At 66.4% G+C, this 15,055-nt stretch carries 12 protein-coding genes; 11 read left to right on the forward strand and 1 reads right to left on the reverse strand.

Features of this window, described 5'->3' with window-relative positions; all coding sequences use genetic code 11:
* Position 1: 1 nt before the first annotated feature.
* From AB0I34_RS41370 to AB0I34_RS41410, 9 genes are all read left to right on the forward strand, one after another.
* On the forward strand, positions 2-1,279 hold the full coding sequence (locus AB0I34_RS41370; RefSeq protein ID WP_360457219.1) for an extracellular solute-binding protein: 1,278 nt from the start codon (positions 2-4) through the stop codon (positions 1,277-1,279).
* Positions 1,272-2,261, forward strand: a complete 990-nt coding sequence (locus AB0I34_RS41375; protein WP_360457222.1) for a sugar ABC transporter permease — start codon at positions 1,272-1,274, stop codon at positions 2,259-2,261. Before AB0I34_RS41370 ends, AB0I34_RS41375 begins: the two co-directional genes overlap by 8 nt.
* Positions 2,258-3,148: a carbohydrate ABC transporter permease gene (locus tag AB0I34_RS41380; RefSeq protein ID WP_360457225.1), complete on the forward strand. Its 891-nt coding sequence runs from the start codon at positions 2,258-2,260 to the stop codon at positions 3,146-3,148. Before AB0I34_RS41375 ends, AB0I34_RS41380 begins: the two co-directional genes overlap by 4 nt.
* 6 nt (positions 3,149-3,154) lie before the next feature.
* Complete coding sequence (locus AB0I34_RS41385) at positions 3,155-3,907, forward strand: PIG-L deacetylase family protein (protein WP_360457228.1); 753 nt, start codon at positions 3,155-3,157, stop codon at positions 3,905-3,907.
* Positions 3,908-3,952: 45 nt separating this feature from the next.
* On the forward strand, positions 3,953-4,705 hold the full coding sequence (locus AB0I34_RS41390) for a PIG-L deacetylase family protein (RefSeq protein ID WP_360457231.1): 753 nt from the start codon (positions 3,953-3,955) through the stop codon (positions 4,703-4,705).
* Positions 4,702-5,766 carry a Gfo/Idh/MocA family oxidoreductase gene (locus AB0I34_RS41395; protein ID WP_360457234.1) on the forward strand — a complete coding sequence of 355 codons (1,065 nt, stop codon included), beginning with the start codon at positions 4,702-4,704 and terminating at the stop codon, positions 5,764-5,766. Before AB0I34_RS41390 ends, AB0I34_RS41395 begins: the two co-directional genes overlap by 4 nt.
* Position 5,767: 1 nt before the next feature.
* Positions 5,768-6,595, forward strand: coding sequence for a sugar phosphate isomerase/epimerase family protein (locus tag AB0I34_RS41400; protein ID WP_360457236.1), 828 nt, complete (start codon positions 5,768-5,770; stop codon positions 6,593-6,595).
* A gap of 1,254 nt (positions 6,596-7,849) precedes the next feature.
* A complete protein-coding gene (locus AB0I34_RS41405) occupies positions 7,850-8,314 on the forward strand; it encodes an OsmC family peroxiredoxin (RefSeq protein ID WP_360457239.1) in 465 nt (154 codons plus the stop codon).
* 433 nt (positions 8,315-8,747) lie between these two features.
* Entirely contained in the window at positions 8,748-10,568 is a 1,821-nt protein-coding gene (locus tag AB0I34_RS41410) for a glycoside hydrolase family 15 protein (RefSeq protein WP_360457242.1), read from the forward strand.
* Positions 10,569-10,724: 156 nt separating this feature from the next.
* Here the strand turns inward: AB0I34_RS41410 and AB0I34_RS41415 are convergent, their stop codons facing one another.
* Positions 10,725-13,499, reverse strand: a complete 2,775-nt coding sequence (locus AB0I34_RS41415) for an AAA family ATPase (RefSeq protein ID WP_360457250.1) — start codon at positions 13,497-13,499, stop codon at positions 10,725-10,727.
* Positions 13,500-13,743: 244 nt separating this feature from the next.
* Between AB0I34_RS41415 and AB0I34_RS41420 the strand changes: the two genes are divergently transcribed.
* Positions 13,744-14,304, forward strand: coding sequence for a hypothetical protein (locus AB0I34_RS41420; protein ID WP_360457244.1), 561 nt, complete (start codon positions 13,744-13,746; stop codon positions 14,302-14,304).
* A gap of 356 nt (positions 14,305-14,660) precedes the next feature.
* Positions 14,661-15,055 (forward strand): extracellular solute-binding protein (locus AB0I34_RS41425; RefSeq protein ID WP_360457247.1); only part of this gene is annotated, 395 nt, incomplete at its 3' end.

Below are 15,055 nucleotides of genomic sequence, written 5' to 3' on the forward strand. Positions count from 1 at the left end.
CATGATCACGAGGCGCAACTTCTTAGCGGCCGCCGGCCTGGCTTCGCTGTCCGCCGCCGCCCTCACCGCCTGTTCCGGAGGTTCGGCCGGTGGCGACGCCAAGGGCGCGGCGAATCTCGAGGTCATCTGGTGGGGCGCCGACGACCGGGCGGCGATCACCAATTCGATCCTCAAGCTGTACGGGACGAAGTACCCCGGAAACACCGCGAAAGGGCAGTTCCTGCCGTTCGGTGACTACTTCAACAAGCTCAACACGCTGGCCGCGTCGAACAGCCTGCCCGACATCATCCAGCTGAACCTGCCGAACCTCGCTGCCTACGTCAAGAACGGCTTGCTGCTCGATCTCGGCGATGTCGATCTGGGGGACTACGCCAAGGCGTCCCTGGAGACCGGCAAGATCGACGGCAAGCTCTACGGCATCAACTTCGGGTACCAGTACCTGACCGTCATGTACAACACCGAGCTCGTGAAGAAGAGCGGGCTGAGCGTTCCGAAGGATCCGGCCGACTGGAACACGTGGGGTGACTTCGGCGTCGAGCTCGCCAAGAAGCTCGGCGGTGGCATGTACGGCATGAGTGACAACAGCGCCGAGTCGAACACCTGGTCGTCGTGGCTGACCAGCCGTGGCAAGGGGCTCTTCTCGAAGGACGGCAAGCTGGCTCACGACGAGGGCGATGCCGTGGCCTGGTTTCAGTACTGGAGCGGTCTACGCGACCGCGGCGCCATCGCCCCCGGTGCGGAGAGCCAGACCTACGTGTCCAACGGCGGCGCGGCTGTCGATCCGCTCACCACCGGCAAGTCCGTGATCTCGATGAGCCCCATCGTGCAGTTCCAGGGCTACCAGAAGGTCAACAAGGTCCCGCTGGGCCTGGCGCCCTGTCCGAGCGGCCCGGCGGGACGCGGTGAGGTCAATGCCTTCTTCGGCTGGGGCATCTCCTCGAAGACGAAGAATCCGCAGGCCGCCAAGGAATTCCTCAATCTCTGGTTCACCGATCCGGGGGCGTTCAAGGAGCTCGGCCTGGATCGGGCCATCCCGGCCTCGCAGAAGCAGCTCGACACCGTGAGTCAGGGCGCGACGGGGGCGATCAAGACCATGCTCGGATTCATGGACTCCTACACGATCTCCCCGGCCTCGCAGCCCGCCTCGCCGCCGAGCATCGGCAGCAAGGTCCAGGACAGCCTGACCCGGGCCGCCGAGGCGGTGCTGGCCAAGAAGCTGTCCCCGGAGCAGGCCGGCGCACAGTACTTCAGCGAGATCAAGGCCGCCGCCGGTGAGTAGTTCGCTGGTCCGCGGAGCGAGCGAGCAGGTCGAGGTGCCGGCCCCGGGCCCCTCCGACCTGGCTCGCCCGCCGGCGGGCGCGGCGATGAGCAAGAAGAGCAGGAGAGGTAAGAAGGGCACGGCTGGGTACCTGTTCCTGACCCCCTGGATCATCGGCTGCGTGTGCCTCACGCTCGGGCCGATCATCGCCTCGCTGTACTTCTCCTTCACCGACTACAGCCTGCTGGCCAGCCCGCACTGGGTCGGCCTGAAGAACTACAGCGACATGTTCCACGACAAGCGCTACTGGGCTTCGGTCATCGTCACGGTGAAGTACGTGTTCATCGGGGTGCCGATCAAGCTCGGGATCGCCCTGCTGATCGCGCTCCTGCTCAAAGACGGCCTGCGGCACATGTCGGTCTACCGGGCGATCTACTACGTGCCCTCGCTGCTCGGTGGCAGCGTGGCGATCGCGATCCTCTGGCGTCAGATCTTCGGTGATCCAGGCATCTTCCAGTCGTTCCTGGCACTGTTCGGGATCGAGATTCAGGGATGGCTGACCAGCCCGGCCACCTCGCTGAACACGCTCATCGTCCTGGAAGCCTGGCAGTTCGGCTCGCCCATGCTGATCTTCCTGGCGGGCCTGCGCCAGATGCCCCAGGATCTGTACGACTCGGCGGCCGTCGACGGCGCCGGGCCGGTACGGAAGTTCTGGAACGTGACGCTCCCGCTGCTGACCCCGATCCTCTTCTTCAACCTCGTGCTGCAGATGATCGGATCGTTCCAGGCCTTCACACCCTCCTTCATCATCAGCAGCGGCACCGGCGGACCCGTCGACAGCACGCTGTTCTACACCCTCTACCTCTACATCCAGGGCTTCGGGAACCTCCAGATGGGATACGCCTCCGCGATGGCCTGGGTGCTCCTGGTCGTGGTCGGCGCCATCACCGGGCTGTTGTTCTTCACCGCCAAGTACTGGGTCTTCTACGGAGATGCGAGATGACGACGAGCAGCATCGACGTGGGCCGGGTCCGGATCCGGCCCCGGGCGAAGAACAGGAAGCCGCTGTGGCGCCGGATCGCCAAACACGCGGTGCTGGTCCTCGGCGCCGTCCTGATGATCTACCCCCTGCTGTGGATGTTCGGATCGTCGTTCAAGCCTGAGAGCCAGATCCTCGGCACTGCGAATCCCTTCCCCGGTCACGGCGCGAACCTCAAGGGCTATATTTCCGGCTGGTCGGCGTTGGGCTTTCCCTTCTGGCGCTACTTCCTCAACTCGTTCGTCATCTGCGCGCTGTGCATCGTGGGGAACCTGCTGTCGTGCTCGCTCGCGGCTTTCGCCTTCGCCCGGCTCGAGTTCCGGTTCAAGGGCAAGATGTTCGCGATCATGATGGGCACGATCATCCTGCCTTTCCACGTACTCGTCGTACCGCAGTTCGTGCTCTTCCGCACGATGGGGATGGTCGACACGATCCTGCCGCTGGTGGTGCCGAAGTTCCTGGCCGTCGACGCGTTCTTCATCTTCTTGATGATCCAGTTCATGCGGAACGTGCCCCGAGAGCTCGACGAGGCGGCGGCACTGGATGGCTGCGGACCGCTGGGACTGTACTGGCGGATCATGATGCCGCTGTGCCTGCCGGCACTTGCGACCACGGCCATCTTCACCTTCATCTTCACGTACAACGACTTCTTCAGTCAGCTGCTCTATCTGTCCGACACGTCGAAGTTCACCGTGCCGCTGGCGCTGAGATCGTTCATCGACAACACCGCGACCTCGAACTACGCCGGCCTGTTGGCGATGTCGAGTCTTGCGCTGCTGCCCGTCATCGGGTTCTTCCTCGTGTTCCAGAAACTGCTGGTCGAGGGCATCGCCACGACCGGCATCAAGTGAGGTGACATGTACTTCAAGGATTACCGGAACGTCCTGGTGGTCTTCGCCCATCCCGACGATGCCGAGGGGCAGTTCGGCGGCACGATCGCCCGGCTGGTCCAGCAGGGCGCGGAGGTCAACTACGTGTGCTGTACGGACGGCAGCCGGGGCGGCACCGACCCGGCGATGACGGACGCCGAGCTGACCGCGATCCGTGCGGCGGAGCAGCGGGCTGCCGCCGATCTGCTCGGCGTCAAGGAGGTGACGTATCTCGGCCGGAAGAACGGCACCCTGGAGGTCACCGCAGACCTGCGCCGGGACATCGTCCGGGAGATCCGCAGGCACAGGCCTGACCTGATTCTGACGCTCTCGCCGTTCCGTGTGCTCGACGCGCCCATCGGGCTGTCGCACGCCGATCACATGAACTCGGCCGAGGCCACGCTCATCGCGGTGTATCCCGAGGCCGACAGTCCGCGTGCCTATCCCGAGTTGCTGGACGAGGGGTTCGGGCCGCACAGCGTGAACGACGTCTGGATCCCCGCGGTGAACGGGGCCGACCGCATCATCGACGTCACGGACACGGTCGAGATGAAGGCGCGGGCCTGGTTGTGCCACAAGAGCCAGGCCGGCGCCAAGACGGGCAAACCGGCCTGGACCTTCGAGGCCCGGATGGGCACGAGGATGCGGGCGGCGGGTGCCAAGATCGGCGTCGCCTTCGCCGAGAGTTTTCGCAGCATCGAGATCACGCCGTCCGAACCGGCTCCCAGCCCGCAGGTCTGAACCCCGCCGGGTCCATCCCCGGCCGACGCACTCTCGAGGAGACCGATGTATTTCAAGGATTACCAGCGAGTCCTCGCCGTCTTCGCCCATCCCGACGACGCCGAGTTCCAGTTCGGCGGCACCGTCGCCGCGCTGACCCGGCGCGGAGCGGAGGTGAACTACGTGTGCTGCACGGACGGCAGCCGCGGCGGCACGGATCCGTCCATGACCGACGCTGAGCTGACCGCGATCCGCGCGGCGGAGCAGCGGGCCGCCGCGGACGTGCTCGGCGTCAAGGAGGTCAGGTACCTGGGGCGGAAGAACGGCACGCTGGAAGTGACCGAGGATCTCCGCCACGACATCGTCCGCGAGATCCGGCGCTACAAGCCACAGCTCATCCTCACGATGGCGCCGTTCCGCGTCCTGGACATGCCGATCTCGCTGTCCCACGCGGATCACATGGCGGCCGCGGAGGCGACGCTCATTGCGACGTACCCGGAAGCCAGCAGCCCGCGCGCCTACACGGACCTGCTCGATGAGGGCCTCGAGCCGCACCGGGTCAACGACGTCTGGATCCCGGCCAACGGCGACGCCGACCGGATCATCGACGTTACGGACGTGGTAGAACTCAAGGCCCGCGCGATCAAGTGCCACACGAGTCAGCTCGGTGGCAAGACCGGCAAGCCTGCCTGGAGCTTCGACGACCGGCCCGGGCCGGCGCTGCGCGCGGCGGGTGCGAAGATCGGCGTTGCTTTCGCGGAGAGCTTCCGCAACATCGAGATCCTGAAAACCGAACCAGCGAAAGGCCCCCAGGTATGAGTGACGACATTCTCGGTTTCGGCATCGTCGGCTGCGGCGTGATCAGCCGCTGGCACGCCAACGCGCTGAGCGAGATTCCCGAGGCGAAGCTGATCGGCGTGAACGACGTGATCGGCGAGCGCGCCGACGCTCTCGCCGAGGAGTTCGGCGTGGAAAGTTTCGCGACCCTCGACGAGATGCTCGCCCGCGACGACATCCACGTCATCTGCGTCACCACACCGAGCGGCCTGCATGCCGAGATCGGTATCGCGGCGGCGCAGGCGGGCAAGCACGTGCTCGTGGAGAAGCCCATCGACGTCACGCTGGAGATGGCGGACAGGCTCATCACCGCCTGTGCTGACGCCGGCGTCCAGCTCAGCGTGATCTCCCAGCACCGCTTCGACGACGGGCTGCAGGAAGTGCGTGGCCTGATCGATTCGGGACGGCTCGGCCGACTCGTGGTTGGGACGGCGTCGACCAAGTGGTACCGCACGCAGGGCTACTACGACGGCGCCGACTGGCGAGGCACCTGGAAGCTCGACGGCGGCGGCAGCCTGATGAATCAGGGCGTGCACTACGTCGACCTGCTGCTGTGGCTGATGGGCCCGGCCAAGAGCCTGGTCGCCCAGGCCAACACCCTCGCGCACGACATCGAGGTCGAGGACGATGCGGCGGCGCTCGTGCGCTTCGTCAGCGGTGCCGTCGGCACGGTGCATGCGAGCACCACGATGTACCCGGGGCTTCCGGAGCGACTGGAGATCTGCGGTACGGAGGGCTCCGTAGCAATCGACGACGGGACCATCGTGATGAAGGAGCTCAAGGACGAGAAGGGGGAGACCGGGGCCTATGGCAACCGTAAGTCGACCTCGTCCGAGGGCGTCGCGGCGACCTCGGCCGCTTCCGATCCCACCGCGATCAAGCACGAGGGTCATCGCCGCCAGATGGTGGATCTGATCAGTGCCATCAAGTCGGGTACGCCGCTGTTGAGCTCAGGGCAGGACGGTCGCCGGGCGCTGGAGTTCATCCTGTCCGTCTACGAATCCTCCAAAGCCGAAGCGCCGGTCGCGCTGAGCGGACACTGACATGTGGACACTCTCCGGTTTCGCCGACGAGATCTCACCCGAGCTGTCGGTGCAGTGTGAGGTGCTCAACGGCCTGGGCATCGCCCACATCGAGGTCCGCAGCGCCTGGAACACGAATGTGCTCGACCTGGACGACGAACAACTGGCCGCCGTGGCCGCACAGTTGCGGGACAGCGCCATCCAGACCTCCTCGATCGGCTCGCCGATCGGCAAGATCTCGGTCGCCGACGATTTCGACGAGCACCTGCGCCGGTTCGACCGGGCCCTGCAGGTGGCGGAGGTGCTCGAGGCGCCGTACATCCGGATCTTCTCCTTCTACTATCCAGACGGCGACGAACCCAAGCAGCACCGTGACGAGGTACTGCGGCGGCTGTCGACGCTCGCCGAGCGGGCCGCGGGGCGGGACGTGGTCCTGTTGCACGAGAACGAGAAGAAGATCTACGGCGATCTGCCGGAACGCTGCCTCGACATCATCGAGTCCGTCGGCTCGCCGAATCTGAAGATCGCCTGGGATGCGGCGAACTTCGTCCAGTGCGGGATCTCTCCCTTCCCGGAAGCGTTCGACCTGTTGCGCCCACATCTGGAGTACGTGCAGATCAAGGACGCCCTGCTGGCCGACCAGCGCGTAGTAGTGGCGGGTGCCGGCGACGGCGGCGTCGTCGAGACGATGCGCGCGCTGAAGGAGGACGGCTTCGACGGCTTCTTCTCGATGGAACCCCACCTCAGCAAAGCCGGCCCAGCCGGAGGCTTCAGCGGCATCGACCTGTTCCAGCAGGCCACGAACGCCTTCGTCGCAATCCTCGAACAGGAAAGCATCCCTTACCGCTGACCCAGCAACGCGACAGGATCGCGGAAGAAGAGTCTGCTGTGGGCGGAGCCTCAGCCGGCTGGCCAAAGCTCCAGGTGGATGGATGCGGGGTCGATCTCGAGTTGAGCTGCGGTTTGCTGTTCCCATGTCGGCGCCGGGGCCGGGTGTTCTCGTCAGATGCGGTAACGCGACGCGGATGTTGGCGCCGTGGGCAACGACGAGGACAGGCCCGGCCGACGCGGACGCGACGCGGTGTAGCGCCGAGGAGATCCGGACGGCGAGTGCGTGGCCGTCCTCCCAGAACACCCTCGTCATGACGAGCGAACCTACCCCAAGCCTTGCCGCACTCACTCGGCCTGCCCGTGTTCCATCGCACCGCGAGAACATGGTGACCGACATCCCCGAACAGTGGCTACATCGGACGGCCGGGCCTGATGGTTACAGTTGGTTTGCCACTGAGAGCGATCCAGGGATGGGGCAATCTGGCGGACTCGGTTGCGGCACTTCTGCGCAATCAGGAATTCGAAGCCCTGCCAGGTACGGGTGCCTACTGGTTTGACCACTGGTTTTCATCGGCGACGTCGTCGGATGTGAATCGTGCAGAGCTCGCCCCGGGTGTTCGCGAGGAACGGGTCATAGGTCCGGGTCCTGCTGATCAACGCCAGCGCCGTTCGTCGTCTCGCCGACGCTGAGGACAGTGCTGGGATCGGTCAGCCGTGGTGGAGGTCGCGATGGACAGGTTGCGGCAGGGTCTTGAGGCGGCGCGGCCTGGTCGTGGACGCACCGAACTCGTCGACCAGGCGCAGCCGCAGATACTGCTCAGTCGACTCCGTTTGACATTGACCGGGAAGTCGTCGAGGTTGTGCGCCGCTTCGCCTACCGGGACAACGGTACGTCGGCCATCCTCCCCACAGGGTCGCACCAGCTCGTCCACGGCGGCTGCCGCCGGTATTTCGTTGCGTGGGACACCGATCGCGACGATTGGCATGCTCTCCGGGGCGGGAGGCTGCTGCTCTCTCCGGTGTAGCCGGCCACATCCCGGGGGTATGCCCGGGGTGTCCCGGGCGCGATCGGGATCTGCGCGGCATGACAGTTGAGTCAGGCAAATCGACCGGGCCCTGATCCGTTACAGGCCTACGGGCGGACTAGTGCCTACTACCGCACCGCAGTAGCCCGATCGCGATGTCGCCCGGGGGAGCGGTTGCACTGAAAGACAGGGTGCCTGGATCCGCAGCCATGGGTCCTGGCCCGCATCGATGATTGAAGGAGCATCCAATGGCAGCAGTACAGCGAACGGCGCAGGTTGACTGGACGGGAAGCATCGCACGGGGCGCCGGGGTCACATCCGGAGGCAGCGGAGCGATTCGGGACTTGCCCGTCACGCTCGCATCGCGCTTCGGTGAGCCGGCAGGCAAGACGAGTCCGGAGGAGCTCATCGCGGCGGCGCACGCAGGATGCTTCGCCATGGCGCTGGGTTCGGTACTTGCGGGATACGGAACGCCTCCGGAGTTCCTGCGGGTCATGGCCACCGTAACGCTGCAGACATCCGGCGACCCGACGATCGTTTCGAGTCTGCTAGATGTCCACGCTGTTGCCGCCCAAGCGGATGCCGCATCGCTTGAGCGGGCAGCCCATGAGGCCGAGCGTAGCTGTCCGGTCTCGCGAGCCTTGCAGGGAAATGTCGAGATCCGTGTCCACGCCACCTTGGACCAGCCGTCCGCCATGCAGGCCGCCGACTGAACTCGCAGGAGGTACTGGCAAGCAGCCGGGGAGTCCTCTGCACGGCACCAGCGATGGCCGTGACCTAGCCCAAGCGCAGTGCGGGCGGGATCTGTCATGGCGCAGCCGCGTCGGGGTAGCCGGGAGGACGTCCGCGAGGCGTGCCGATTCGGGAGCTCGCTGTGAATCTCGACGGTGGTTCCGACCCCGCTGCGGCGAGTCACTGTGTCGGCGCTTCGTTCGGATGAGCAGGCGAGGCCGCGCGTCTACGGCCTGCCCGGCCTCCGGCAGTGGTCGCAGCGGTCCCGACGGTCGCCCATAGTCCGGCTCTCTGCTCTCCCTGTCGACCGGGGACTCTGCCGGGGCAACGACCCGGGTCCTCCCTGGGGCCACGGGCCGATTGATCCGCGACGGTTGTTGCAAGAGTCGTCCACCCCGGGCAGAGGAGCCGATGATGACACAGCAGATCGAGGACTACGCACTCATCGGCGACCTCCGCACGGCGGCCCTCGTCGGCGTCGACGGATCAATCGATTGGCTGTGCCTCCCAAGATTCGACTCGCCGGCAGTGTTTGCGACGCTCCTGGGCGATGCCCGGAACGGCCGATGGATCCTGGCGCCGCAGAGCGGCGGACGATGCACGCGTCGCCGGTACCGTGGCGACTCGCTGATCCTCGATACCGAATGGGTCACCCCGGACGGCGCCGTACGCGTCACTGACTTCATGTCACCGACCAGCGCAGGGCCGCAAGTGGTCCGCAGTGTGGAAGGCTTGGCGGGCGAGGTGCCGATGCACATGTGTTTGGCCCCCAGAATGGGTTACGGCAAGGTCGTGCCAAGCCTCCACAGCGTCGGAGGGCACTTTGTCGGAACCGCAGGACCAGACTCCGTCTGGCTGAGAAGTGACGTCGCCCTGACCGCCACGAACGACACTCTGACCGGCGACTTCGTGGTCTCGGCGGGTCAGCAGATTTCCTTCATTCTTGGACACTTGCCCTCGCCGCCGCTCGAAGTCCCTACCGTCGATGCCGCCGACAACCTCGCGGCCACCGAAAGGTACTGGCTCCAGTGGATGAGCAAGTGCACCTACTCCGGTCCTTGGGCAGACGCAGTCAAGCGATCTCTCATCATCCTGAAGGCACTGACTTTCGCGCCGACCGGGGGCATCGTGGCCGCGGCAACCACGTCACTGCCCGAACAGATCGGCGGTTCGCGCAACTGGGATTACCGATTCTGCTGGTTGCGCGACGCGGCCTTCACCGTGCGAGCGTTCCTCGCCACTGGGTACGTCGAAGAGGCCTCTGCCTGGCGTGACTGGTTACTGCGCACGGTCGCCGGCGATCCAACCGGAACGCAGATCATGTACGCCATCGACGGTACGCGCCACCTTCCCGAACTGACACTGGACTGGCTGCCTGGACACGCCGCCTCCACACCTGTGCGCATCGGCAACGGGGCGGCAACCCAACGACAGAACGATGTTTGGGGCGAGGTCCTCGACGCTCTGCATGCGACCCGCGCCGCAGCAGATCCGCCGCGTCCAGATGAAGCAGATCTGGAACGGGGTCTGGTCACACAGCTTGAACAGAACTGGGCCGAACCGGACAACGGCATCTGGGAGGTCCGTGGACCGCAACGACATTTCGTCCACTCCAAGCTGATGGCCTGGGTCGGAGTGGACCGAGCCGTCTGCGTTCTCGAGAACGACCACACGCGTGGATCCCTGAACGACCTACGTGAGCTGCGGGAGGCGATCCACACGGAAATCTGTACCCGGGGATTCAGCCAGTCGCGACGAGCATTCACACAGTCATACGGTTCCGCGCGCCTGGACGCCTCGGTCCTTCTCATGCCGCGCTACGGATTCCTGCCCTGGGCAGACCCGCGCATGGTCGCCACCGTCGACGCCATCCAAAGAAACCTCACACGCGACGGTCTCGTCCTCCGCTACGCAGTTGGCGCCGAGGGCACCAACGTCGATGGCATCCACGGTGAGGAAGGTGCCTTCTTGGCGTGCTCCTTCTGGCTTGCCGACGCGCTTCACGGAATCGGTCGCACGGATGAGGCCGCCGAGCTGTTCGACCGCCTGCTGTCCTTGCGCAACGACGTCGGCCTGCTCAGCGAGGAGTACGACCCGATCACCGGACGCCACCTCGGCAACACGCCACAAGCCCTCAGCCACGCCGGCCTCGTCACCACCGCACTCCACCTCGCGAAGCCAACGGCAACAATCGTCCAGCACCACCCGCAAACATGGCAAGAAGCCGCCAGCTGAGTTGCTGGCCGGCGCAACGAAGCCAGCAAGCCAGCGGCGAAACCTGACGTCTCGACACCGCCGAGGCGGTCACCGAAGGCGGCCGGTCCGGGCACGGCCGCACTGGCTGTCCGGTGATCACGGCGACCGGACAAGCCTGTCGAGTAGCGAGGCTGGCTACGCCGACGAGGTGGCAGAGCTCGAGTCGGGCAGCGCGCGGCGCAGTTGTTTGCGGGAGGTGATGTCAAGTTTGGCGAACACCTTGCCAAGGTGCCATTCGACGGTGCGAGGGCTGATGAACAGCCGGGCGGCAATCTCGGGATTCGTGAGATCGTCGCGGGCCAGCCGGGCGATCTGCGCCTCCTGTGCGGTCAGCTCCTCGTGCGTCTCGACTGTCCGCCTGCGTAGGGTCTCGCCAGTGGCGAGCAGCTCGCGTCGGGCACGCTCGGCAAATCCATCGGCCCCGGCGCGGCTGAACGTGTTGTGGGCCAGGTAAAGCTGCTGGCGGGCTTCTACGCGACGGTTCCCGCGACGCAACCATTCGCCGTACAGGAGTTGAGCACGGGCGAGGTGGACGGTGATCCGGGTCCGGGCGAGGCGCTCGACCGCCTCTTGGTAGAGGGCGTCGGCGACTTCGCCGTCGCTCAGCGTCGCGCGGGAGCGGGCCTCGATTCCGAGCGCCCACTCCGTCCCGGCGGCGCGTGTTCGTTCCTCGAGTCGCCGCAGGGCTGTAGCGCCGATGTCCGGTCGATCGCTGCGCACAGCCGCCTCCACCAGCTCGATCAGACCCCAGCCGAAGAGACCCAGGTCATCGTGTTCACAGACCCGTTGCGCGGCGGCGAGCGAGTCCTGGTAGCGGCTGAGACCGTTGTAGAGCACCGCTGTGGCGTAGTCCGCCAAGGCGATCGCCCTTCCTTCACCCCTGGCTGTTGCATCCTCGATGCTGGCCCTGATCAGCGCCGTGGCCTGGGCTTCCTGGCCCCGCCAGGCGGAGAGCACCAGCGAGGTGTACATCAACGGGGGGCTGCCGGTTGCCTCCGTGATCACGTCGGCCTCGTCGATGAGCTCTGCTGCGGAGGCGAACTCGCCGGCATGTACGTCAACGCCGGCACGATAGGTGAGCGCGATCGGGAGGGCGGTCAGCCAGCCCGCATCCCGCGCGTGCCGAAGCTGCCGGGTGGCCAGCTCATGCCACGACTCGTCATCCCACAGATCCGGGGCGATTCGGCACCCCAGCCAGAGCCAGCGGGTGTCGTCCTGACTGCGGCCCTCCTCCTCGGACAATGCGCGCAGCGCTCGCTGGAGCGGCTGCACCCCTGCCTCGTAGCCGTCGGTAAACCTTCTCACGAGACCGTCGAGGAGTAGATCGATCGCACGTGCCGGCTGCGGGGCCCGGGGCGCCGTGCGGGCTGCGCCGGCGGCGTCGGCGACGCCGCCGCCGATCTTGCTGAGGCGGCCGGCGAAGATCGCCGCTCCAAGCGCTTCGAGGTAAGTCTCACGCGCCGACTGAGTGTCCAGCGCCTTGAGGTGTTCGGCGGCGTTGAGCAGTAGCGATGGAGCGTCGTTGCCGCGTCTGAGCAAGAACGACAGCTGTGCGCGCAGCCGTTCCAGTCCGGCCCGCCGGATGCCGCCGAGCGGCGCCAGCTCCGCCGCCGCAAGCAGCGCCTGCGCCGAGTCCGGCGCGCCGGCCAGGAGCTTGGCCTGAGCGGCGGCGAGTGCACGCGCTCCACGGAGCTCGCGATCGGGCGTCAGCTCGGTCGCGCGTTCCAGAAACGCGGCCGCCGCGACCGCGCCGCCGCGGGCGCGCGCCCGGTCGGCCGAACGCTCCAGCTCGTCGGCCACTGCCTCATCCGGCCCTGACGCCGCACGGGCGAGATGCCAGGCGCGACGATCGGGATCGAGCACCAGATCGGTTGCTTCTGCCAAGGCACGGTGCACTGCCTGCCGGTCGTCCACGGACGCCGACTGGTAGACCGCCGAGCGGACCAGCGGATGGCGGAACCGGACTCGGGTGCCGAGTTCGACCAGTCCTGCAGCCACGGCAGGCGCTGCAGCGTCGCCTCCGATTCCCTGCAATTCGGCTGCGCGGCGCAAGAGTGTCATGTCGCCGATGGGCTCAGCGGCAGCAGTGAGCAGAAGCTGTTGCGTATCGTCCGGAAGCGATTGGAATTGTCGATAGAAACTCTGTTCGACGCAGGTCGCCACAGCCGCCGTGTTGGGGAGGCCGAATCCGCCTGCCAGCTCGGTCGGCGTCAGCACTCGCGGCAGCTGCAACAGCGCCAACGGGTTGCCCCGTGTTTCGGCGACGATGCGGTCGCGTACTTGTACGTCGAGCGGTCCACGAATCGCCGATGCCAGGACCAGGTGGGAGTCGCGCTCGCCGAGGCCCTCAACCTTGAGCTCCGGCAAGCCGGTCAGCTCGTCGCTGGGCTCCCGCACGGCGAATATCAAGGCCACCGGATCGGCCATCAGTCGTCGTGCCACGAAGGCCAGAGATTGCACGGAGGCCCGATCGAGCCACTGTGCGTCATCGATCACGCAAGCGAGCGGTTGCTCCTCGGCCGCACCCGCCAACAGGGTCAGGACGGCAAGACCGATGAGGAAGCGATCAGGTGCGTCGCCCTCTTGTAGCCCGAAGGCGACCCGCAGCGCATCGCGTTGTGGGGCCGGCAACGTCTCGACCCGGTCGAGCATCGGCGCACAGAGCTGGTGAAGGCCGGCATAAGCGAGCTCCATCTCCGACTCGACGCCCACGACTCGCGCGACGCGGAAGCCTGCCGCGCGCTCGAGCATGAAGTCAAGCAGAGCCGACTTGCCGCAGCCCGCCTCGCCGCGCAGCACCAGCACGGAGCTCCGCCCTGTAGGTACCGCGTCCAACAGCCTGGCCAGTACGTCGCACTCGCTGCGCCGACCACGCAGCACTGACCGCGGGCGACCGCTGGACGGACCCATGGTCGATGGTAGGGAGTGCGCCCAGTGTTTTGGCAAGCCTCTCGAGGCGATTGGCACGGTCCCTCGGTCGGTGCAACCTCTCTGCCGGGCCGCGTGCAGCCCTCCGCCTCGTCCGTTCGTGTCCTCTTCACGCAGACCCGGGATCGAACCCGGGGACCTACCGGCGCCCACGGGTGCCGATCGCCGCGAGCCTAGATCCGTCAGCACACACCAGCTGACGACCAGCTCACGGTAGGAGCGACAAGTGTTCACCAATCGGAAGTCAGGCACGATCCACCGCCGGCGCGTCCAGCTCGCAGCGGCGTATTTGGCGGCCGTCGCCTTGACGTTCACCGCGGCCAGTTGCGGCAGTCCATCGGGATCGGGATCGGCGCCGGTGCCAGTTCCGCCGGCGACCGGCGATCCGGTCAGCGCGCAAACCACCGCACTCGGCACCATCCTCGTTGACGGCCGAGGCCGCACCATCTACCAGTTCGCCAACGACAAGAACAACACGTCGACGTGCGCCGCAGCCTGCTTGGACAACTGGCCCTACGTACCAGCGCCCGACTCGCTGCCGACGTCCTCGCCCGGCGTGAGCGGCAAGGTCGGCTCGATCACCCGTGACGACGGCCACCGTCAACTGACCGTCGCCGGACACCCCCTGTACACCTTCGTCGTCGACTCCAGCCCGGGTCAGACCAACGGTCAGGGCATCAACCTGAACGGCGGCGTGTGGACCGTCGTCTCCCCGGCCGGTGCGCCCCTGGCGAACCCCAGCCCGGCTAGCGCCGCGACACAAACCTCCATCGCACCCGGCTACTGAGAACGCCGACCAAACCGATAGAAGGCAGTGCCATGACAACCGCAGCACACTTCCCCTGGCCCGACCTCATGCCGGCCGGGCCGATATCGCCGCAGAGCACAACAGACCTGACGTTCGATCCCAAGGAAACCTGTGCCCGCTGCGGACCCGGTACCCAGGCCCAGACCAAATGGGTGTTCCGGCAGATCAGCGAGCGAACCCGCGAGCACTGCGATTTGTACCTGTGCGCCAATTGCTCCCAAGCATGCGAGCCTCGCTTGCTCAGCGCCAGCATCCTCCGTGTGGATCGGACGCATCACCAGCACTGACTATCTGGCGGTCCACCGGCATCCCAGCACTGATCCACTGGAGGAGTCATGAATCGCACGACCATCGCTGCCGCGTTAGCTCTTGCTCTAGCAGGCGGCGTCGCCGCCTGCGGGGACGGTGGCAGCACGGGCGCACCGACCAGGGCGCGCGGCGAGATCTCCGTCTGGTACTCGAACAACGCCGAGGAAGTGGCCTGGGCCAAGCAGATGGTCGCGGGCTGGAACTCGGCCCACGCGGACCAGAAGATCACCGCGCAGGAGATTCCGACCGGGAAGAGCTCCGAGGAGGTCATCGGCGCCGCGATCACGGCGGGCAACGCGCCCTGCCTGATCTTCAACACCTCGCCCGCCTCGGTCTCGCAGTTCCAGAAGCAGGGCGGGCTGGTGCCGCTGGACACCTTCTCCGACGGCAAGTCCTACATCGAGGACCGCTCCGGTGACAT

Source organism: Kribbella sp. NPDC050281 (assembly GCF_040655855.1).
Lineage (GTDB): Bacteria > Actinomycetota > Actinomycetes > Propionibacteriales > Kribbellaceae > Kribbella.